The organism is Pseudohongiella sp. SYSU M77423 (assembly GCF_029911965.1).
Taxonomy (GTDB): Bacteria; Pseudomonadota; Gammaproteobacteria; order Pseudomonadales; family Pseudohongiellaceae; genus Pseudohongiella.
This window is the reverse complement of record NZ_JARYTH010000003.1, coordinates 364,491-385,472: the sequence shown is the minus strand read 5'-3', so window position 1 is coordinate 385,472 and position 20,982 is coordinate 364,491. Positions and strand designations below refer to the sequence as shown.

The 20,982-nt window shown below is 54.4% G+C and carries 15 protein-coding genes; 11 read left to right on the top strand and 4 right to left on the bottom strand.

The genetic code is table 11. The features are described 5' to 3' along the window. Nucleotide 1: 1 nt before the first annotated feature. From QGM61_RS09360 to QGM61_RS09330, 7 genes are all read left to right on the top strand, one after another. Nucleotides 2-766, top strand: coding sequence for an SDR family NAD(P)-dependent oxidoreductase (locus QGM61_RS09360; RefSeq protein WP_237132033.1), 765 nt, complete (start codon nucleotides 2-4; stop codon nucleotides 764-766). Between the two features lie 4 nt (nucleotides 767-770). Beyond that, nucleotides 771-2,504, top strand: coding sequence for a hypothetical protein (locus QGM61_RS09355; protein WP_281132793.1), 1,734 nt, complete (start codon nucleotides 771-773; stop codon nucleotides 2,502-2,504). Between the two features lie 5 nt (nucleotides 2,505-2,509). Then, complete coding sequence (locus QGM61_RS09350) at nucleotides 2,510-3,493, top strand: NAD-dependent epimerase/dehydratase family protein (RefSeq protein WP_237132035.1); 984 nt, start codon at nucleotides 2,510-2,512, stop codon at nucleotides 3,491-3,493. Continuing rightward, nucleotides 3,494-4,798 (top strand): NAD(P)/FAD-dependent oxidoreductase, encoded by a 1,305-nt coding sequence (locus tag QGM61_RS09345; RefSeq protein WP_237132036.1) that lies wholly within the window; start codon nucleotides 3,494-3,496, stop codon nucleotides 4,796-4,798. It abuts the gene before it with no gap. After that, on the top strand, nucleotides 4,795-5,202 hold the full coding sequence (locus tag QGM61_RS09340; protein ID WP_237132037.1) for a GtrA family protein: 408 nt from the start codon (nucleotides 4,795-4,797) through the stop codon (nucleotides 5,200-5,202). Before QGM61_RS09345 ends, QGM61_RS09340 begins: the two co-directional genes overlap by 4 nt. Nucleotides 5,203-5,277: 75 nt before the next feature. Continuing rightward, nucleotides 5,278-6,258 (top strand): calcium/sodium antiporter, encoded by a 981-nt coding sequence (locus QGM61_RS09335; RefSeq protein WP_237132038.1) that lies wholly within the window; start codon nucleotides 5,278-5,280, stop codon nucleotides 6,256-6,258. Between the two features lie 41 nt (nucleotides 6,259-6,299). Continuing rightward, on the top strand, nucleotides 6,300-8,258 hold the full coding sequence (locus QGM61_RS09330) for a NosR/NirI family protein (protein ID WP_281132792.1): 1,959 nt from the start codon (nucleotides 6,300-6,302) through the stop codon (nucleotides 8,256-8,258). A gap of 160 nt (nucleotides 8,259-8,418) precedes the next feature. On the opposite strand, the gene QGM61_RS09325 is transcribed toward QGM61_RS09330, so the two are convergent. Beyond that, nucleotides 8,419-10,551 (bottom strand): TonB-dependent receptor plug domain-containing protein, encoded by a 2,133-nt coding sequence (locus tag QGM61_RS09325; RefSeq protein ID WP_237132040.1) that lies wholly within the window; start codon nucleotides 10,549-10,551, stop codon nucleotides 8,419-8,421. A 205-nt stretch (nucleotides 10,552-10,756) separates the two neighbouring features. Between QGM61_RS09325 and QGM61_RS09320 the strand changes: the two genes are divergently transcribed. Then, nucleotides 10,757-12,031, top strand: a complete 1,275-nt coding sequence (locus QGM61_RS09320; RefSeq protein ID WP_237132041.1) for a DEAD/DEAH box helicase — start codon at nucleotides 10,757-10,759, stop codon at nucleotides 12,029-12,031. Here the strand turns inward: QGM61_RS09320 and QGM61_RS09315 are convergent. Continuing rightward, nucleotides 12,015-12,668, bottom strand: a complete 654-nt coding sequence (locus QGM61_RS09315) for a response regulator (RefSeq protein ID WP_237132042.1) — start codon at nucleotides 12,666-12,668, stop codon at nucleotides 12,015-12,017. The genes QGM61_RS09320 and QGM61_RS09315 overlap by 17 nt on opposite strands. Nucleotides 12,669-12,833: 165 nt before the next feature. On the opposite strand from QGM61_RS09315, the gene QGM61_RS09310 reads away from it, so the two are divergent. Then, nucleotides 12,834-14,699 carry an ATP-binding protein gene (locus tag QGM61_RS09310; protein WP_281132791.1) on the top strand — a complete coding sequence of 622 codons (1,866 nt, stop codon included), beginning with the start codon at nucleotides 12,834-12,836 and terminating at the stop codon, nucleotides 14,697-14,699. On the opposite strand, the gene QGM61_RS09305 is transcribed toward QGM61_RS09310, so the two are convergent. Next, entirely contained in the window at nucleotides 14,662-15,933 is a 1,272-nt protein-coding gene (locus tag QGM61_RS09305; RefSeq protein ID WP_281132790.1) for a Glu/Leu/Phe/Val family dehydrogenase, read from the bottom strand. The genes QGM61_RS09310 and QGM61_RS09305 overlap by 38 nt on opposite strands. 134 nt (nucleotides 15,934-16,067) lie before the next feature. On the opposite strand from QGM61_RS09305, the gene QGM61_RS09300 reads away from it, so the two are divergent. After that, a complete protein-coding gene (locus tag QGM61_RS09300) occupies nucleotides 16,068-18,233 on the top strand; it encodes an EAL domain-containing protein (RefSeq protein ID WP_281132789.1) in 2,166 nt (721 codons plus the stop codon). A 93-nt stretch (nucleotides 18,234-18,326) separates the two neighbouring features. Beyond that, nucleotides 18,327-18,944 carry a glutathione S-transferase family protein gene (locus tag QGM61_RS09295; protein ID WP_237133382.1) on the top strand — a complete coding sequence of 206 codons (618 nt, stop codon included), beginning with the start codon at nucleotides 18,327-18,329 and terminating at the stop codon, nucleotides 18,942-18,944. A 41-nt stretch (nucleotides 18,945-18,985) separates the two neighbouring features. On the opposite strand, the gene QGM61_RS09290 is transcribed toward QGM61_RS09295, so the two are convergent. Beyond that, a complete protein-coding gene (locus QGM61_RS09290) occupies nucleotides 18,986-20,908 on the bottom strand; it encodes a hypothetical protein (RefSeq protein WP_237132046.1) in 1,923 nt (640 codons plus the stop codon). Nucleotides 20,909-20,982 lie beyond the last annotated feature (74 nt).

The window sequence follows — 20,982 nt, the reverse complement described above, 5'->3', positions numbered from 1 at the left end:
CATGAGCAGTCCCTCTGCCAATAAAGTACAGCGAATTGTCATCGTCGGCGCCACCTCGGCAATAGCCGAACGTTGCGCCAGATGCTGGGCCGAACAGGGCGCCACGCACTTCTACCTGCTGGCCCGTAATCAGGAGAAGCTGTCGGCAATTGCGGCAGATTTGAAAGTACGACAACCGCAGGCGGAAATCGTCACAGCCGTTGGCGATTTTGTTGACCCTGCAGCCATACAGTCGCAGGTAACTGAAATCATGACGCAGGCGGCAGATATCGTGCTGATTGCGCATGGCAATCTTCCTGACCAGCAGCAGTGCCAGGCCTCACTTTCAGAGACTGCCGAGGCCATACAGATTAATGGCATTTCTCCGGTGTTATTCGCCGAGGCGTTTGCGACATTAATGAGTCAGGCAGATCGTGGCACTCTGGCAGTCATTGGTTCAGTTGCGGGTGACCGGGGACGAAAGTCCAATTATGTTTATGGTTCGGCAAAAGGCCTGGTGACCCGCTATGTGCAGGGTCTGCAACACCGCACTGCCGGCTCCGGGTTTAAAGTGGTGCTGGTAAAACCAGGCCCGACGGACACCCCCATGACTGCGCATCTGAAGCAGAATGGCGCCGCACTGGCCAGCGTAGAGGATGTCGCTGACGACATCGTAAACGGCATAGCAAAAGGCAAACCGGTAATCTACACGCCATCAAAATGGGCGTTGATCATGATGATCATTCGCCATCTGCCACGTTTTATTTTCAACAGAATGGATATCTGATCTCATGCAATTGCAATGGATGCGCCGCAATCCCGCGATGACCGCTGCCTGGTCGTTCGCAATCATTATTGTCCTGCTTGCCGTCATCGGCGCAATTCGTGCGTTTTCGGTAGTGCCGTACTGGGACATGTGGGGTGGCACGCTTGGTTTCTACATCGCCGCTGCGCTGGACGGTAATTCGGCGGCTTGGTGGGCACAACACAATGAGCACCGCATCGTACTGTCGCGACTGTTGTTCTGGCTGGACTATGCCCTGTTCGGCGGGACCAGCGTATTTCTCATCATCATGAACTTCGTGATTGTTGGTCTGGCATTGCTGACCTTTTACCGTATCGTCAGACAACGCATGAGGGATGTGTCTGGCGGCAATCAGTCAGCAGACGTCACGGTATGGGCTGCCATGGCCTTCCTGGTCGCCTGGCTCTACCACTGGATGCAGTGGGAAAATCTGGCCTGGGGATTTCAGAGCCAGTTCTTTCTGGCACAGTTGCTGCCACTGGTCGCTCTTTATTTGTTAAGCGCTGCGCGACAGGCTGACGCGGCGGGGCGCAATCGTTTTGTCCTGGCCTGCATCACTGGGTTTGCGTGTATAGGTACCATGGCAAACGGCGTCATTGCCCTGCCACTGATGACAGTGTATGCCCTGCTCACACGTTTCCCATGGCAGCGCAGTCTGACTCTTGTCCTGCTAACCCTGTTCGCATTATCGCTGTATTTTTATGGCTATAGCTCGCCAGGCAATCATGGGTCGATTCTGGAAACCTTTCTGCGTCAGCCCGATGACCTCGTCTACTATGTTTTACTCTACCTTGGTACGCCGTTCTACTTCTTGACCGGCGGTGATGTCGGCATGCGCTTTGCCGCCGTAGGCACTGCGGTGATGGCGGCACTGACCGTTTACGCTCTGGTTAAAAGTCTGCGCTCTCCGACGCAGAACCTGCTTGCACTGGCGCTGGTGTTTTACATTGCGTACATCGCTGGCACGGCGCTGGGAACCGGTGGTGGTCGACTGGTGTTCGGCGTAGAACAGGCTGCCACTAACCGCTACACCACACCTGCGTTGATGGCATGGGCAGCATTGCTGGTGCTTTTTCTGCCTGCGGTGGAGCGTGCCTGGCGGCAATACCGGCCGGTGGCGCTGATCGCGATAGTCTGCCTCGGCGCAGCCATGCTATGGCGTCAGACACTTGCTCTGCAGCCACAACAGCAAGTGGTATTCAACCGCGAAGTGGCCGCGCTCGCATTGGAACTCAGAGTGAGGGATGAGCAACAGATCAACTCGGTATATGTCATGGACCAGGGATTGTTCAATACCGTTGCAGTCGCTTCGGAATATAATATCGGCATATTTGATCGCTTCCCATGGCGGGATCTGGCACCGCAACTGGGGGATATTGTTCGAGCTGGTGAAGCGGCAAGCTGTCAGGGACATATTGATCAGGTCAGCGCCATTGATGGTGATACCAACTACCTGCGTGTTGACGGCTGGCTCTTCAGCAACACTGAGGACAGCGCGCCTCAACTCATTCAGATACGTAACCCGATCGGAGAAATAAGCGGCTTTGCGCTCACTGGCCAGCCGCGCCCGGACGTCGCCGAAGCAGTTGACGACGACGCTGGACGCTCAGGCTTCCGTGGTTATATTCGCCGTGAATACAGCCAGCCACAAATGATACTCAGTGGTGTTGATGTCGGCTGCGACTTGCAGGTCGACATACCTGCCACTTTGTTAGAGTAAATACAATGACAGCTCAGCCCTCTGAAAAAGACAATTCAGTAAAGTTTGGCACGGAGGCCAGAATAGTGCTCCCCGGCGGCGCCGGCCTGGTCGGCCAGAACCTGGTAGCAAGGCTGCGCGACCAGGGCTTCCACAATATTGTCGTGCTGGACAAACATGAAGCAAATCTGAGCATCCTGCGCCAGGTTCAGCCGGAAATTTGCTGTGAATATGCAGACCTGGCTGAGCCAGGTCCCTGGCAGGAGCACGTTCGCAGCGCAGATGTCGTTGTCATGCTGCAGGCGCAGATCGGTGGGCTGCATTACGACGAATTCATTCGCAATAACGTCACAGCAACCGAGCTGATTCTTGAGTCGATAAAGGACGCTACCGAACAACCCTACCTGGTGCATATCAGCTCTTCGGTAGTCGAGTCGGTAGCCGACGACTTTTATACGCGCAGCAAGCGCGCGCAGGAGCAATTGATTCTCGATAGCGGTATCACTTGTCCCATTTTACGGCCAACACTGATGTTTGGATGGTTTGACCGAAAACACCTGGGCTGGCTCTCACGTTTCATGCAAAAAGTACCGGTTTTCCCTATCCCAAGTCACGGCCGCTATATGCGACAGCCTCTCTACGTTGGCGATTTTTGCGATATCATCATCAGCTGTATTCGCAGCCGCCATGAACAGGGTATCTACAATATTTCCGGGCATGAAAAAATCGACTATATCGACATGATTCGCCTGATAAAGCGGGTTACGGGCAGCAAGACACGCATCATCAAGATCCCCTACCGGCTGTTCTACGCCTTGCTGTGGGTGTGGGCCCTGTTCGATCGCAAACCGCCATTTACTACCCAACAGTTAGAGGCACTGGTCGCCCGGGACGAGTTCGAGGTCATAGACTGGCCTGAACTGTTTGGTGTTCAGTTCACGCCTTTTGCACAGGCACTCGAAGAAACCTTTCACGATTCACGTTACAGCGACATAGTACTGGAGTTTTAAATGCGGATAGCCGTCATTGGCGCCGGCCCGATGGGCCTGGCCGCAGCCTACCAATTGACACGCGACGGCCATCAGGTGGTTGTCTACGAGGCGGATGACCGTCTTGGCGGCATGACGGCGAGTTTCGATTTCTCGGGTCTGAGTATTGAACGTTATTACCACTTTCACTGCACCTCGGACCGCGGCTTTTTGCAGATGCTGGATGAACTCGGCATTGCGTCGTCGATGCGCTGGACTGAAACGCGCATGGGGTACTGGTACGGTGGTTTGTTGCAGGACTGGGGCAACCCGGTGGCCCTGCTCAAATTCAGGGGACTTGGACTGCTCGGCAAACTACGCTACGGGCTGCACGCTTTCGCTTCAACCAAACGTCGTGACTGGCAGCCACTGGATCGTGTCGAGGCCAGTGGCTGGATCAAACGCTGGGTGGGTACGGCGGCCTGGGACGTATTGTGGCGCACACTGTTTGACTACAAGTTTTATCAGTACGCAGACAACCTTTCGGCTGCCTGGATATGGAGCAGAATCAACCGCGTTGGCCGATCACGATACAGCCTGATGCGGGAAAAACTGGGTTATCTGGAGGGTGGATCCGAGACACTGCTGCAGGCGATGGCAGCGGCCATTAAAGCAGCTGGCGGGGAAATCCACCTGTCCTGCCCTGTACAGCAGGTGGTCAGCGCAGACTCCGGTCAGTCGGTCGCAGGGATTCAGCTGACTGGTGACAAATTTGAAGCCTTTGACCGGGTAGTCAGCACCATACCGCTGCCATTTGTGCCAAGGCTGATCCCGGACCTGCCTGCTGAAGTACAACAGCAGTATCAGGCCCTGAACAATATCGCCGTGGTCTGTGTGATCGTCAAACTGGACCAGCCGCTTAGCGACAAGTTCTGGCTGAATATCAACGACCCTGAGATGGACATCCCGGGACTCGTTGAATACAGCAATCTGCGTCCTCTGGATCAGCATGTGGTCTATGTGCCATTTTACCTGCCTGGCGATCATCCCAAGTTTCAGGAGCCAGACAGCAACTTCATAAACAAGGTAAAAAGCTACCTGAGAACAATCAATCCGGGATTAACGGACGACAGCTTTATTGATATACGCGCCAGCCGGTATCGCTACGCGCAGCCAGTCTGTCAGCCGGGTTTCCTGGACAGCCTGCCACCCTACCGCAGCTGCATCGACGGACTGTGGGTAGCAGACACTTCCTACTACTATCCCTACGACCGCGGCATTTCTGAAAGCATAGACTTTGGCCGCAGGCTGGGCCGCGAAGCCGGCAATACCGGGAACAGTCAATGATCAGACAGTTTGCTTCACGTCAATTTCTGATTTTTCTGGCCACCGGCGGCACTGCAGCGCTAGTCAATTTTGTTTCCCGTATCATTTACGACCAGTGGCTTGCATTCTCCACGTCCGTATTACTTGCTTACATGACGGGCATGGTGACTGCCTATGTGCTGGCCCGCGCATTCGTGTTCAAGACCAGCGTTCAACCTCTGTATCGATCGATTGCCTTTTTTGTGCTGGTCAATGTCCTGGCCATTGTGCAGACCTGGGCCATCAGCCTGCTGATGCTCTACCAGGTGCTGCCCGCGTTGCAAATTGACCTGCTCGCGCCAGAGCTGGCGCATGCTACCGGCATCGTGGTGCCTGTATTCACCAGTTACCTCGGGCACAAATACTGGTCATTCCGCTCCGGTTAAAGCTGACAGCCAGCGTCCTTTCAGCATACACTGCAAGGTTCAGTTTTCTGGATTGTTTTGCCAGGTTAGAGCGCTATGTTGTTACCCGTTGTTGCAGTTGTTTCCGGTTTGCTGGTGCTGGTCTGGAGTGCAGACCGCTTTGTTGATGGCGCCGCCAGTGCAGCCAGACATTTCAACGTGCCCGCCCTGCTTATCGGTATCGTCATTATCGGATTCGGTACCTCAGCCCCAGAAATGGTGGTCTCCGCGCTTGCCTCATCGCAAGGTAATCCGGGTATCGCACTGGGTAACGCCTACGGCTCTAATATCACCAACATCGGTCTGATTCTGGGCATCACCGCAGTGCTGGCACCGATTGCTGTAGATTCGCAGGTCCTGCGCCGCACACTGCCTCTGTTGACCATCGTGACCCTGCTGTCTGCTGTGCTGATGCTTGATGACAATATCAGCCGCATTGACGCAATCATCCTGCTGGTGCTGTTTGCCGTTTTGATGGCGCTCACCATCATTCAGGGCATGAAGGATCAAAAACGCCCGGTTCACGATGCCTGGGCGGATGACGTCAGCGAGGCCACTGCCCACCCGATGCCGCTCAAAACGGCCATCATCTGGGTTGTTGTTGGACTCATACTGCTGATTGCCAGCTCCCGACTGCTGGTCTGGGGTGCGGTAACAATCGCGCAGAGTCTTGGTGTCAGCGACCTCATCATCGGCCTGACGATAATCGCCGTGGGTACCTCACTGCCCGAACTGGCCTCATCCATCATCGCCGCTCGTAAAGGCGAACATGACATGGCCGTTGGCAACATCCTCGGATCCAACCTGTTTAACACGCTTGCGGTGGTGGGTATTGCCGGTGCCATCCACCCAATGGCGGTGGGTCACGAGGTGCTGACGCGTGACATGCTGGTCATGGTAGGACTCACCCTGTCACTGTTTGTATTCGGTTTCGGTTTCAAGCGCCGTCAGGGTTGTATCAATCGATGGGAAGGCGCTATTCTTGTGGCGGTTTATCTGATGTACACCGCCTGGCTGGTCCGGACAGCATTTGCCTGACGCGGTGTGTGGTCCTTTTGATCCGGGAACAATAATAAAACATGACACTTCATATCCTGTCGCCAGGATCTCTCCTGCGACCCTTCCTGGCGACCTGCCTGATAGTCATCAGTTCGCTTTTGAATCATACCGCTCTGGCTCAAACACCCTTTACCACTCAGGTAGATGAGGAGCTGCTAAGACAGGTATTCCCGGCTGCCAGCAGCTTTAGCGCAAAAGCAGGTGAACCACCCGTGTTCACCGCTTATGGCACCTCCCAGGGTTCCGAGCCGCCGCCTGTGCTTGGTTATGTCTTCCAGACATCCGACCTGCCACCTGAGGAGATCGGCTTCAGCGCGCCGATTGAGGTGCTGGTGGGTCTGGACAACTCGGCCACAGTGACCGCTATCAAGGTTCTCGACTACCACGAATCATTTCGCTCAAGTCGTGGTGACTTTATGGGAGGGCCGGTTTTCCATGGTCAATTCCGCCAGAAACCACTTAGTGATGACTTCCGCGTGGGGCGGGACATCGACGGCGTTTCCCGGGCAACCATCACTAGCTGGGCAACCACCCGCGGCGTATACAACGCGGCGCGACGTGTGGCCGCCGTTTACCTGCCCGACAGTGGTGTGACTGCCCAAGCCGATGACGCCGAGCGAGTGCGCACCATTCTCGAACCGCTGAGCTGGCAGGACATGCTCGACACAGGCCTGATCAGACAGCTTAAGCACGATTACCCCGATGGCACACAACTGACCTTGTCGATGACCTATATGGGCAATGAAGTGCTGGGTGAAATTCTTGTCGGGCTGGATGCCTACTCGACTGCAGAGCGCGCCGCCAGCGCCCGCTTTGACGACGGCCGGCTGTTTCTGGTGGGCATAGCGGGCAATGCATCCGATCCCTTCCGTCAGGAGCGTTTATCCATCACGCAGGGAGATACCGTTTATCCGATGCCGCGACTGCGCACGGTCTATGCCGGCAGTGCGAACGCCGGCAAAATTGCGGAGATGGAGAACGGCACGTTTGCGGTTGCCATGGTGCTGGATCCAGCGATGGATTTCAGCCAACCGTTTACTGTCTACTACGACCCGGAGAATGGACAGCCTCCTGCCAGTGCAGACGTCGAGATTCTGGGCGTTCAGCGCAATCTGGCGCTGGGGCAGGAAGTGCCTGACCCGAACGCGCAGCTGGCAGCAGACTCGGGCAGTGATACCAACTGGGTACGGGTTGCCGGATTGATCGCCATACTCAGCCTGGTCATGCTCACCTTCTGGCGGAAAAGTGCAAAACTGCGCTGGGTCACGCTGTCTGCAACCCTGGTTTATCTTGGCTTTGTTACCGGCGGATTTCTGTCAGTCTCGCATATCACCAATACCATCAACCTTGGTCCATCGATGATTCTCAGCGATACGCCTTTGCTGATCATGGTCCTGTTTACGCTGATCACAACGCTGATATGGGGGCGCATCTTCTGTTCGACGGTCTGCCCATTCGGTGCTTTACAGGATTTTATTACCCGCTTGAGCCCAAAGCGCTGGCAGATTACCGTACCTGCACACATCCATGACAAAGCGATCTATCTGAAATATGCATTCCTTGGCCTTATCGTGGTGATGGCTATCGTGCAGGGCAGCGTCAGCATTTTTCAGTACTTTGAACCCTTCGGCACACTCTTTTTCTACAGCACCTCACTGGTATTGTGGGCGATCCTGATTGCCATCCTGTTGGCCTCAGTTGTGATCAAGCGCTTTTACTGCCGCTACGTATGCCCGCTGGGCGCCGCACTCGGTGTGCTTTCACTGATCAGCCTGAAACGCATCAAACGCGTCCCGCAATGCACAGCCTGCAAAGTCTGCGAACACAGCTGTCCAACCGGAGCGATCCGCAGGGAGGCAATCGATTTCAAGGAGTGCGTGCGCTGTGACGTTTGTGAAGCAAAACTGATTCAACGCGCAGGGGTATGCCGGCACTCAGTTGAGTCGCTGCAGCTGCGTGGCGTGATAGCACGCGGCTGAGCAGCAACGCCTGTGCCGAGGATCTGATCGATAGACGGTGATTCGCAAGGCGACTCACAGCTCATACTGCACGAGCCAAAACAAAACGCCCCCGGATGATTCAGCCATCCGGGGGCGTTTTTCTTAGGTCAGGTCTGTTCAGATCGATGGTCAGCTCCGGTCAGAACGTACCGTTGATCTTGATTGATACAACTCGCGCAGCCTCAAAACAATAGTTCTCAATCTCGCGGATGCTGCCAGTGCTGATGCGTCCATCATAACGGGTACGAATGCGACACTGGTCATTGTTGGTTGCATTGCGCGCGTCGAAGCGGATTCGAATATTGCTGGCTGTGACAAACTCCAGGAATGCGGTAACGTTCGGATCACCATAAACCGACTCGATATTGTCGATATCATAGCGCTTGATATTGCCATCGAGACGATTGTTCCAGTTCAGGCCGTAATTCATGCGCCACTCCGGGATGTCATGACGGAATCCAAGCTGGAATCGACCTCGATCATAGTCCTGGAAGCGACGGGTGATGCCCAGGAACGGATCGGTAATCTCCGAATCCTTGACATTGAACCGGCTGGTGATCATCAGATTTGGCATGTTGATCATGGCCATACGGATACTGGCGTTCAGCTCCATACCCCACATTTCGCCGTCACCGATGTTGCCATTGGCGGACTGCAGGGAACCACCCTGACGTGTCACGTCAACACGCTCAATGACGTCGTAGTGCTCCATGTAGAAAACGCTGCCATCAATTACGCCGAGGTCATTGGGCAGACGGTATTCACCGCCGACGTTGAAATTCCACACCTGCTCCTGACGCAGGTTGGCATTTCCGGCCATGGTGTTAGCATCATCATCGCGAGTGTCACTGGAAGCAACAAAGTCCGAAAAGCTAAGCTGCCGCACCGCTTTAGTAGCCGAAGCACGCAGCTGCATGCCCGGCATGATGTCGAAACGCCAGTCCAGCTTGGGTTTGACAAAGCTGAAATCACGCTGGTTATTTACATCACCAGTCTGGGTTATCTCAGAGGCTTCATAGATAACAGAGGTTTCCAGCGACATGCGCGGACTGATCTGCCAGTTATGAACAACGAAAGGTTCGTAACGGATCTCTTCAACCATAGAGTCGGCATTGCTCACTGCGACTGGCGTCAATCCACCATGACTGGGCGACCCGGCACCTGAGCCAGCAACACCAAGTTTGAGCAGAGAGTCCAGAGTTGTCTGAGCGCGCTCGACACCAAACTCAACATCCTGTGTTTCAGCAACGCCAAGCGAATACGAGGTACGGACAATCTTCTCTTCCAGAGTGGAGTCCGAGCTTACGTAAAGATCTTTCTGCTCGGAGCCATCAGCAGCTACCTGGAATCGCTCACGTTCACTGAACTCATTGCGCTGGTTGGTAATAAAAAGAATCTTGAAACGATGGTCGTTGGCAAGACGTAGTTCATAGTCTCCGCCTATTTCCCAGTTATTGTTCTCGCCGGGCGTCTCTTCCCGCTGCAGATTTGTCTGCGGTGGATTGACAGTCAAATCGGTAATTGAACGATCAACTTCCAGGGTATTATCGAAGTCGGAATACAGCATGTTGAGGCGAGCGCTGCTGTCGGCGTTGATGTCGTACGCCAGGTTAGCCGCGTAGGTATAGGTATACTGATCGCGTGTACGTTCTTCGACAATCCGGTCGTTTGGTGTGAAGTCGCCAAGAATACTTGATTCGCGGCTGGGACGATAATCGTGGCGCGGCTCTGCCTCAGCGCTTAACAGATAATTCAGCCCACCCTGTGTGCCGTTGACAGAGAACTTGCCACCCGGCTGGACATGGTTATCCATGTAACGATCAGTGTTGATTTCGTACGCATAGCTGCGACTCGACAATGCTTCTGTCAGGACAATATTCAGGATCTGGTCGCCACGCACATCCAGCTCGGCGGAGGTACCACGTATCAGTTCGATATGCTGTACTTTGTCGGCAGAAATACGTTGCAACTGGCTGTTGGCCTCGTTGCTCTTGCCTGCCACGCGTTTGCCGTTAATGAGAATCTGATTGCCTCCGCCACCACCCAGGCCACGGCCAGAGTTGTTATTGGCAAAGTTACCGCCTGTCGGTGACCCGATTCCTGGAATACGATTGATCATATCCTGAGCGGTTACTGGAGCCCACTGAGCAAAATACTCTGATGTGTAGACTACCGTGGAATCTTCAGCGCTGGTCTCCTGAGCCTGCAGCAACACAGGTGCTGCAGCCAGCGTGAGGGTGAGTACGACGCGGGGGAATACAGAAAAACGCATTATTACTATCTCATTATTTTTTAGTTATTGGTTGGTTAAAAACCCGGTAACTTAAGCAATATGGCTGCCTCTGGCAATCAATTTGTATCGGCAAGTTGCGCCAATGTGTTACAATCTTCGATCGTCGATTTAACTGCACAGCGGGCAATCATTGCCTGACTCGATTGATGCTCAATTCCTGAGCTTCCTAATTCCCGGATATTTAATGACTTTTAATGACCTTGGCCTGTCTCAGGCACTTTTGAAGGCTGTTGCCGAACAACAGTACACCCAACCTACTCCCATTCAGGAAAAAGCCATTCCGGCGGTATTGCAGGGCCACGATCTATTGGCCTCGGCCCAGACCGGCACTGGAAAAACCGCAGGGTTTACGCTGCCAATTATCCAGCGTCTGAGTGGCGGAGAAACTGTTGGACGAACACGCATTCGGGCGCTGGTTTTGACACCGACACGAGAACTGGCCGCCCAGGTTCACGACAGCATCAAGACCTATGGCAAATATGAGCGCACGCGAAGCGCGGTGGTGTTTGGCGGCGTCAAAATAAACCCGCAGATCAGTATTCTGCGCGGCGGCCTGGACATTCTGGTTGCGACACCCGGGCGCCTGCTGGACCTGCACCAGCAAAATGCAGTCAGCTTTGATCAGCTAGAAATACTGGTACTGGACGAAGCCGACCGGATGCTGGATATGGGGTTCATCCGGGACATTAAAAAAATCCTCGCGCTGCTGCCAAAGAAACGGCAGAACCTGTTGTTCTCGGCAACTTTCTCGACTGAAATTCAGGCACTGGCCAAAGGCTTGTTGAATCAGCCTGTGGAAATCAATGTGGCACCTGCCAATGCTACTGCAGACCGCGTTGACCAACGTATTCATCCGGTCGACAAGTCCCGTAAAACAGCACTGCTCAGCCACCTGATCAGCAGCAATAACTGGTATCAGGTACTGGTTTTCAGCCGTACCAAACATGGCGCCAATAAACTGGTCAAAATGCTTGAAGGCGATGGTATTGACGCTGCAGCCATCCATGGCAATAAAAGCCAGGCGCAACGGACTCGTGTACTGGAGTTATTCAAAAATGGTGGCCTGCAGGTACTGGTCGCAACCGACATCGCGGCCCGCGGTATTGATATTGAACAACTGCCACATGTGATCAACTATGACCTGCCCGATGTTCCAGAAGACTATGTCCACCGGATCGGTCGAACTGCCCGCGCAGGCTCGGACGGTGAGGCCATATCACTGCTGTCAGAAGACCAGACCAAGCAGATCAAGGCCATCGAGAAAGTCCTGAAGCGCTCATTGCCTCGCACTGTCATCCCTGGTTTTGAGCCCAGCGCGAGACCAGCGGTGGCGGCCGAAGACAAACCGGCTCGAAAAGCACCGGCAGCAAGGCGAAGACGCCCCCAGTCTCGCCCTGGCCGTCAGTCGTCTGAAAATTCACGTTTTGATGCGGACCGTCCGGTCAATCGGCGTCGATAATACCGAGCCGGATAGCCTCAAGGGTTGCTTCTGAGCGGTTGGATACACCAAGTTTGGCATAAATACTCTTGATGTATCCCTTCACGGTATCGGACGACAGCGCGAGCATCTGCGCGCTGTCATCCACGCTGTAACCTTTGCCAATCAAGCAAAGCACATCCGTTTCTCGCGGCGTGAGTCTGGCATCCTGCAGCGCATCGCCTTTGCTGTTGAAGTGCTGAATCAGTCGCTGTGAAGAGGCTGGCGACAGTGGCGGTTGATTCTTCTTGATGCCCTGCAGATAGCTGACAATCCGGGCTCGATCCTGATCCTTCAGGATATAGCCCCTGGCACCTGCCTTGAGCGCAGAGAAAAGGTTTTTGTCGTCGTCATAGATCGTCGCCACCACGACATAGCAGGCACCAGACGCCTGCTGCAAAGCCCGTACGACATCCATCCCACTGCCGTCAGGCAGGCCAAGATCCACCAGCGCCAGATCAAACTGCCCCGTCGAAACAAGCTCCATGGCGGATGCAAGGTTGGCCGCATCGACCACCTGCAGCTCGGGAAATGCCGAATTGACGCACGAAACCAGCCAGGCCCGAGTCTCGGCATTGTCTTCAACTACCAGTGCGCGGGCGTGTTCTGACGACCACATGTTGCGTTTTCCTTGGTCTCAAGCATTGCTTTTCCGTGCCGACTGTAGACAATGACCTGACGGTTGTATACCCCACAATGAGGGGGACGCGAACAGATACCTTGAATACCTGCGGCGCTCCTCGCAGCGTCCAGACCAAAACCGGCTACCAGGATTCACTGACACGTGTTGAGAATCGCGACTTTTTGGGTGTTGTTGCTAGCGGCCGCTGCCGGTTGGCCACAGACAGATGATACCACTGAACTGGAAAGTGCCAGTCAGCTGGTGTTCTCCGGCGCTGGGCTGCCACCGGTCAGTGCCGACTGGCAGCCGACCCGACTGCCATTCAGGGGCATTGATGTCGAGCCTGATGTTTGGCAACAGGCGGTAGAGGAAGGTGCCATCTGGCTGCGTTTCCGGATCGAACGACCGACACAAAGCCCCAACATCAGCCTGCTATTGTGGCGATACAATCATTCTGTAACTGTATATTTCAATCGAGTTGAAATAGCTGGCAATGCCTATCGCGAAGGCAGGCTTACAACAGCATGGAACCGACCTCTACTTGCCAACATTGACGATGACCAGTGGCTGCCGGGAGCCAACGAGGTTTTGATCCGCTTGAATGTTACGGAATGGGGCGGCTTGCTGGCACCGCCTCTGTTGGGTAATAAAGCCGAGCTACAGCAGATTCAGGAACAGCGCCTGTTTCAACAGGTCGATATCAACCGCATATTGCTGGCGTTTGCTTTCTCGATGGGGTTGTTTACGCTGGGCCTGTGGGTGATACGCCGGTCTGATACGGTTTACCTGTGGTTTAGCGGCATATGTTTTGCCTGGGCAACTGGCGCTGCTCACACCGTGATTCTCTACAATCCGCTTAGCTATGACATCTGGCTGCCGGTTGTGCATTCGGCCATGGACCTGACCATCTTTTTCCTCTATGGCTTTATTGGAAGACTTGCGCGTGCCAGACGACCTGCTCGTGAACGCCTGTTTTTTGCATGGACATTGGCAGCCTGTATTGCGCATGCTCTGATGCCAGCGCAGCTGTTCTGGTACAGCGCTTACCTGGCGCACCTGGTCGGTGTGACAGTACTGCTCATTCTGATCGGACGTGTCTCAGTTATTGCGTGGCGCCGGCGCGAGCCAGAGGCGGTCATCCTGTCTGTCGCCATCGTTGGCCAGATAATGCTCTTTCTCACCAATGCCTTTCAGATGTTTTTTGAGGGCGGCTCCGGCTGGGATGGGACATTGGTCTACGCGCACTTTGGCATACCAGTGCTGTTATTGATCTTTGCCGCAGTGTTGTTACATCGGTTCACACAGGCACTGACGGTTGCGGAATCTTTGAATCGTGAACTCGAAAATAAAGTCGAAGTCAGTCGTCAGATAATCGCCAAGAGTTTTGAAGAGCGCAGGTTGCTGGAGATGAAGCAGGCAACCGAACAGGAGCGCCAGAAAATCTATCGTGACCTTCACGATGATGTCGGCTCCCGTCTGCTGTCAATGATCCATGCCAGCGACGATCAAAAAGTAGGCAACATGGCACGATCCACTCTGGAAAGCCTTCGCCAGGCGGTTTCCAGAGCGAACACTCCTGATCAACTGCTGGAGGACATGCTGCATGACATCAACGAGGAGTCAGCGCTCCGATTGCAGGGTGCCGGGCACCTCGTTGACTGGCACCAACCAAACCTGATGCCGGCGCTCATGCTGCCATCGCTGGTGGCATTCAATATCAATCGCATCATGAAGGAACTGGTCAGCAATATTATTCGTCATGCCCAGGCACATGCTGTGAAAATCGATATTGATATATCCGATGACTCACTGGTTATCAGTATCACGGATGATGGCGTTGGATTTGGCGCCAACAACATGACGTCACGCAGTGAGGGCAATGGCCTGAGTAACCTGCGCGCCAGGGCAGTCGAAATCGACGCGCAGATCGACTGGCAGAGCACGCCACACGGCACCCGGACGCGACTGGTGCTGCATGAGCTGAGTCAGCTTATGGACAAAAGTATGCCTGAGTCCCCACCGCTTTGATGGCATCAACAAGCCGCTCCAGACCCAGAACATACGCCGCAGTACGCAGGGTAATTTTCTTGGATTCAGCGAGATCCCAAACCGCCTGACTCTCGGTCTCCATCATTGGTTTCAAGCGGTCGTATACTTCCTGCTCGGTCCAGTAATAGCCTTGCTTGTTCTGTACCCATTCAAAATATGACACAGTAACACCGCCCGCGTTAGCCAAAATATCCGGCACGACTATTACATCATTTTTCTGCAAAATCTCATCGGCATCCGAGGTCACAGGCCCGTTTGCCAGCTCCAGAATCACGCGGGCCTTGATTGCCGAAGCATTGTCACGGGTAATCTGGGACTCGAGCGCCGCAGGTATGATCAGGTCACAGTCACACGCGAACATCTCATCGCGCTCAATCGACTCAATCTTGCCACCGCCGCAAGATTTATCGTAGTCACGAACCGATCCTTTCTTGCGTTTGCGCTCGGCCAGCGCGACCGGGTCCAGTCCCTCTTTGCAATAGATACCGCCCGACGAATCTGATACTGCCACAATTTTCCAGCCGTCTTTATGAAGCATCTCCGCCATCGTGGCCCCGGCATTTCCGAAACCCTGGATCACAACCCGCTTTTCGCACTTGTCGAGATCGAGGGATTTCAAAAGCTGCTGCAGCACGTAGAAACCACCAAGAGCCGTTGCGATGCTGCGTCCCTGAGAGCCGCCTATGGCCAGAGGTTTGCCAGTAATCACCCCGGGCACATGCTGCCCCACCAGCGAGCAGTACTCATCCATCATCCAGCCCATGACCATGGGGTTGGTATACATATCAGGAGCCGGGATATCCCGGTCCGGTCCGATAAGACCCGCGAAGGCATGTACATAGGCGCGTGACAGGCGTTCCAGCTCGGCCTTGGAAAGCTCCCGGGTATCCACTTTAACTGCGCCCTTGGCACCACCATAAGGGACACCGATTACGGCACATTTGAATGTCATCCAGAACGCCAGACTCACTACCTCGTCCATGTTGGCATCAGGATGAAACCTGATACCGCCCTTGGTTGGCCCCCGCGAGCCGTCGTAACGACAGCGCCAGGCCTGGAAGGAGCGGCGGGCGCCATTATCCATACGAATGGTAAGACGTGAACTGAGGACTTCTGCCGGGAACTGCAGGATGTCCAGGATCTCGTCTGGAACTTCGGTGTACTTGGCTGCTTTGTGAAGTTGACTGATAGCTCCTTGCAATGTCTCAGACATACTTGTTTCCCCTTCAGCTGTAGTGAAATTGCGAACCACGTCTCACTATTGTGAGACGATTTACTATCTGTGTTAACGTGCTGCTACAATGATTGGATCATAATAAATTCCGTGCAAGTACAGCGGCCTCTACGATGTTGCCTACCACACCTGCCGAAAAACCCGAACGCCTGTTGATTCTCGACGATGATGCGCTGACCGGGCAAACCATTCTCAATATGGCTCGCATTGCAGGTATTGAGGCGCAATTCACGGACATGCCCGATGAGTTTTTCAGGCTGGTGCAGAGCTGGCAGCCTGACTTCATCGCTATAGACCTCATCATGCCACGAATGGATGGCGTGCAGGTGCTTATCGAACTGGCAAAACTCGACTGTGAGGCTGGGATCATAATCTCCAGCGGTGTGGGTGGACGCGTACTTGACGCCGCAGCCCGCTCGGCAAGCGAACACGGACTCAAGTTACTGGGCGTGCTGGCCAAACCATTCTCACCGGCCAAGCTGAGGGAAATTTTGCGACGGAACTTGCCAGCCGCATCTGCTGACGCTGCACCTGTCCAACAAACCGAGAAGGCGCCATATATTCCTAGCAAAGAGGAGCTGATGCTTGCCTTGCAAAACAGGGAAATCCACGTCGCCTATCAACCCAAGATCAATTGCCGAACCCGTCTGCTGGCAGGCTTTGAAGCTCTCGCGAGATGGCGCCACGCTGAGCATGGACTGATCCCACCCGACACATTCATTCCCCTGGCGGAGGAGAGCGGTCTGATCGATCCGCTAACCGAGTATGTCGTTGCCGAGGCGCTCAGCTGGCTGGCTGCTTTGCCCGACCAGTTTTTTGTGCTCCCCGAGCACCAGTACCTGGTGCGCAGACTGAACGAGGTTTCTCTGGCAATCAACATTTCCAATCGATCGCTGAGCAACCTTAACCTGTTCGAAACTCTTGAAGATCTATGTTACGCGACAGGAATTGCGCCGCAGCGGCTGATATTCGAATTGACCGAGAGCTGCGCGACAGAAGACCCGGTGACGGCGCTTGATGTTTTAACTCGCCTGCGCATGAAAGGGTTTCAATTATCGATTGACGATTTCGGTACTGGCTACTCCTCCATGGTACAGCTGGCACGGTTACCTTTTTCCGAGATCAAAATTGACAGATCTTTTGTGACCACTCTCTCGAAATACAAAGAGTCACGAACCGTTGTCAAAGCCATCATCGACCTTGGGCACGGTCTGGGTCTTTATACTGCAGCCGAGGGCATCGAGAGTTTCGAAACACTGGAATATCTGCGCAGCATCGGCTGCGATCTTGCGCAGGGATATGCCATCAAGGAACCGCTGGACGCCCAGGGCATACATGAATGGTTAAGAAGCCAGCACAGGGATGACGAACAACACCGACTCAGAGTGCTTCACAGCCTGGGGCTGCTTGACACTCCAACTGATGAACGCTTTGACCGCATAACCCGTCTGGCGACTCGTCTGTTCAATGTTCCTGTCGGCCTGTTCAGCCTGGTAGACGAGAACCGGCAGTGGTTTAAATCCCACACCGGCACTGACGTGCGGGAGACCCCGCGCGAATACTCCTTTTGCAGTCATGCCATTCAGAATGATCAGGTCATGGTGGTCGAAGACACCTGGCTTGATACCCGGTTTCAGAATAATCCCCTGGTTACCGGAACACCGCATATACGCTTCTACGCAGGAAGCCCGGTCCGCGCAGGCATGGGCAGTCGGCTTGGCACACTGTGTCTGATTGCTGAACAGCCTAGAACGCTCGATGACGACGGTCGCATGCTGCTCAAGAATATGAGCGTGATGATAGAGAGTGAATTGGCAGGAGACTATCTGGCTCATATAGACCCGATGACGCGCCTGCTCAACCGCCGCGGATTCGATGCGCGCTGTGACGATGTGATCAACATATGCAAACGATCTGGCCTGCGTGCCTGCCTATTCCTTATTGATCTGATCGATCTGAAGCGGTTTAATCAGGAGCATGGACCGGCGGCAGGCGACCGTGCTCTGCGCGAATTCGGCCAATTGCTTGGCAGGGTTTTCCGGGGTTCGGATCTGAGCGCGCGCTACGGCGATGATGATTTTGTTGTCTTACTGATTGATACTGCACCACCCGGCCCGGAGAAGGTTCTGAGTCGCTTCCATCACGCGGCGCAAAGCCTCTATCATCGCATCCCGATTCGTTATCAGGTCGGATGGACAATGCTGGAGCCAGACGACAACATGCAACAAGTGGTCGCACGCGCGAGTCAACGTATGCATGCCCACAACGAAGCAGTCTGACACTGACACATCTGGTTTCGACGCCATTGCTGTGCCAAACTCAGAATCACAAAAATACAAGCTATCAGCGACATAAACAGGTCAGCCATCATGATGAAACTTTACGAAACCCGCGTTGCACCCAATCCCCGCCGAGTGCGGATTTTTCTGGCAGAAAAAGGTCTGCTTGATCAGGTCGAATTGATCGAAGTGGATCTGCAGAAGGGTGACAACCTGACCCGCGAATACGCCGCTCGCAATCCATTAAAAAAAGTTCCGGTGCTGGAACTGGAGGACGGTACCTGTATCGCAGAAACGATGGCCATCTGCCGCTACGTCGAGGAAGCATTCCCCGATACGCCCAGGCTTTTGGGTACAACGGCTCTGGAAAAAGCACATGTAGAGCAGTGGCTACGCTGGATCGACTTCTACTTCATGATGCCTACCGGGATGGCGTTTCAGCATACGACTGGCTTCTTCAAGGATCGCATGACGCCGTACCCTGAATGGGGTGAAGAATGCAAGCGCCAGGCAGCGCGCTTTTTTGATTTCCTTGACAGGTCACTGAGCGATTCTCGATATCTTTGCGGCGATGAGTTTACAGCGGCCGACATCAATGCGCTGTGTGCGCTGGACTTCAACAAAGCGATTCAGCAACGTATAACTCCAGAGCAGCAGAACCTGCGCGCCTGGCATGAACGCCTGTATGAACGCCCATCTGTATCAGCATGAGTGTCAGTCGAAGACGCAGTGAGAGTTAGCAGCGATAACGCTCACTCGTCGCCGACCAGACGACGCGCCAGTACAAGGCTGCGATACCATCGGCGATGTGCATTGGGCACCGCGGTAGGTCGCACCGTCAGCAGGCTTTGTGAAGGCGGATTGTCGGTCTGTTGGTACTGAACCAGGATATCCAGCACTGATTCACGTGCACCATAGGTTTCATAAAGAAACCTGCGCGCTTCATCGCTGAGACTGACGCGGTAGTGGCGTACCAATGCAACGGCCAGGTATTCAGCCGCCTGACTCATATCCTCTTCAACATCCTGAGCCATGGACTCACCCAGAAGCTTTTTATCCTGAGCGCTCATCCCTGGCTCCAGCCCACCCAGATAAGAAGCAAGAGTCGCACTGATGCCACGCTGAACTTCCGGATACGAAAGATGGATGTGTGGTTCAAGAGCAAGAGCAACTTCGATTGCAAGCTGACGTGCTGAATCGAATGTAAGTGGGTTGTCCCGCTCCGCCCGGCGTTTAAACAGTCCCTTGGTTTCGTGTGACTCCAGGTGCTGATGACGCATGTAACGCACCAGGTGCTGACAGACCTCCTTGCGCTCTTCGTCATCCAGTCGAATTACTTTCTCCAGAATATGCACACCGCGACCGCGCGGCCCAATACGCAGCTCAGCGGTATCCAGCTCGACCGAATCCAGCATACGGTTCCAATCTTCCGCTGCAAGCAGAAATTCAGCGTGCAGCTCACCGATCCGACGAAACGAGTCATTTGCGTTGCGATACAGTCTCAATGCGGCAGTCATGATCTCTGCGTACTCACGCAATTGCGCACGGTACTCGACCTGACCATCATTCACCTTCTCGACCAGCAGCTTCATGGTATCGGCAAGGTCATCCAGCGCCGCTATTACGCGATCCGTAAGCAGGTTTGCTGCAACTCCTTCGGGGACGTCCTCATATTTCATGACGTCAACCTCAACCAGCCAGGAAGCCAGGCTCCGAATACGATTACTGCCGGCCGCCTGCGCGATACGGTATCGACTTCGCTTGCGCTCCATTCGGTCAAGCGCCGCGGCCAGCCGCCAGCGGCCTCGGTAATCGAATATCAGCGTGGGTATCTCGCGACCATTGATCAGCTCGAATGCCAGCACCAGCATCGACTCCACGTCCTGCATGGTAATCAACAGCAGATTATCCTGTTCGATTGCAGCCAGGACCCTGGCGATGAAATGCTCAGTGCGTGGCACACCATGACGCAGCGTGGCAATATCACCATGGTATCGATGCCTGAGCACCTCCACCGCCTGCGGAAGTGTCGTGGACAGCTCCGTGATCAGAATATCGAACCGCTGATCCCAGTCACGATGAATATCGCGGATTCGCGAGAAAAGCCCGGCCCTGCGAAAATTGTCGATGTTCGCCAGCATCTGGCTGAAAGCCGGATCACTGGTCAGTTGTTCTGCCGCCATCGCCACACCACCAGGTGACAGATCTACGCGCTGCAGCAGCTGGATGGCTGCCTCTCGCTCACGTATCTCACCCTCATAGCTGGCCACTACCAGGTTTTTTACCGAGAGTATCAAGTCACCCAGTTTATCGATTGCCTCAACAACAGAGCGCTGTGCCTGCTCCGATCTGACGCCCCAGGTACTGTCATAGACAATCTTGGCAATCAGCGCGATAAGCCCGCTCAGAACCGTGAAGCTGACGAAATAGATTAACTGCTGTCTGGACGGTGCCTGACCAAAGCCTATGTAGTAACCGCCGTAAAGTCCCAGTGCAGTCACCGGACCTGCCGTCCAGGCCAGCCCCAGCAGGCTGCGGGAGATTCGCACCCGTCGTACACTACGGGCAATCTGATCCAGTTGCTCAGTATCTTCCCGATTTAGAGAGATACCCTGCTTTACCTGCTTTCTGCGCCAGGACCAGCGCAGCAGATTTGTAATTGATCGATTCAGCAAGTGATCACCCGATTTTCTGGTCTTGGTTCGTGTCGGCAGTATACATGAGCAACTCTGGTGCATCGAACAATGCA

What these genes read in the sequence shown, in the direction of transcription:
- QGM61_RS09360 (WP_237132033.1), top strand. Translation starts at nt 2, where the DNA reads ATGAGCAGTCCCTCTGCCAATAAAGTACAGCGAATTGTCATCGTCGGC.
- QGM61_RS09355 (WP_281132793.1), top strand. Translation starts at nt 771, where the DNA reads ATGCAATTGCAATGGATGCGCCGCAATCCCGCGATGACCGCTGCCTGG.
- QGM61_RS09350 (WP_237132035.1), top strand. Translation starts at nt 2,510, where the DNA reads ATGACAGCTCAGCCCTCTGAAAAAGACAATTCAGTAAAGTTTGGCACG.
- QGM61_RS09345 (WP_237132036.1), top strand. Translation starts at nt 3,494, where the DNA reads ATGCGGATAGCCGTCATTGGCGCCGGCCCGATGGGCCTGGCCGCAGCC.
- QGM61_RS09340 (WP_237132037.1), top strand. Translation starts at nt 4,795, where the DNA reads ATGATCAGACAGTTTGCTTCACGTCAATTTCTGATTTTTCTGGCCACC.
- QGM61_RS09335 (WP_237132038.1), top strand. Translation starts at nt 5,278, where the DNA reads ATGTTGTTACCCGTTGTTGCAGTTGTTTCCGGTTTGCTGGTGCTGGTC.
- QGM61_RS09330 (WP_281132792.1), top strand. Translation starts at nt 6,300, where the DNA reads ATGACACTTCATATCCTGTCGCCAGGATCTCTCCTGCGACCCTTCCTG.
- QGM61_RS09325 (WP_237132040.1), bottom strand. Translation starts at nt 10,551, where the DNA reads ATGCGTTTTTCTGTATTCCCCCGCGTCGTACTCACCCTCACGCTGGCT.
- QGM61_RS09320 (WP_237132041.1), top strand. Translation starts at nt 10,757, where the DNA reads ATGACTTTTAATGACCTTGGCCTGTCTCAGGCACTTTTGAAGGCTGTT.
- QGM61_RS09315 (WP_237132042.1), bottom strand. Translation starts at nt 12,668, where the DNA reads ATGTGGTCGTCAGAACACGCCCGCGCACTGGTAGTTGAAGACAATGCC.
- QGM61_RS09305 (WP_281132790.1), bottom strand. Translation starts at nt 15,933, where the DNA reads ATGTCTGAGACATTGCAAGGAGCTATCAGTCAACTTCACAAAGCAGCC.
- QGM61_RS09300 (WP_281132789.1), top strand. Translation starts at nt 16,068, where the DNA reads ATGTTGCCTACCACACCTGCCGAAAAACCCGAACGCCTGTTGATTCTC.
- QGM61_RS09295 (WP_237133382.1), top strand. Translation starts at nt 18,327, where the DNA reads ATGAAACTTTACGAAACCCGCGTTGCACCCAATCCCCGCCGAGTGCGG.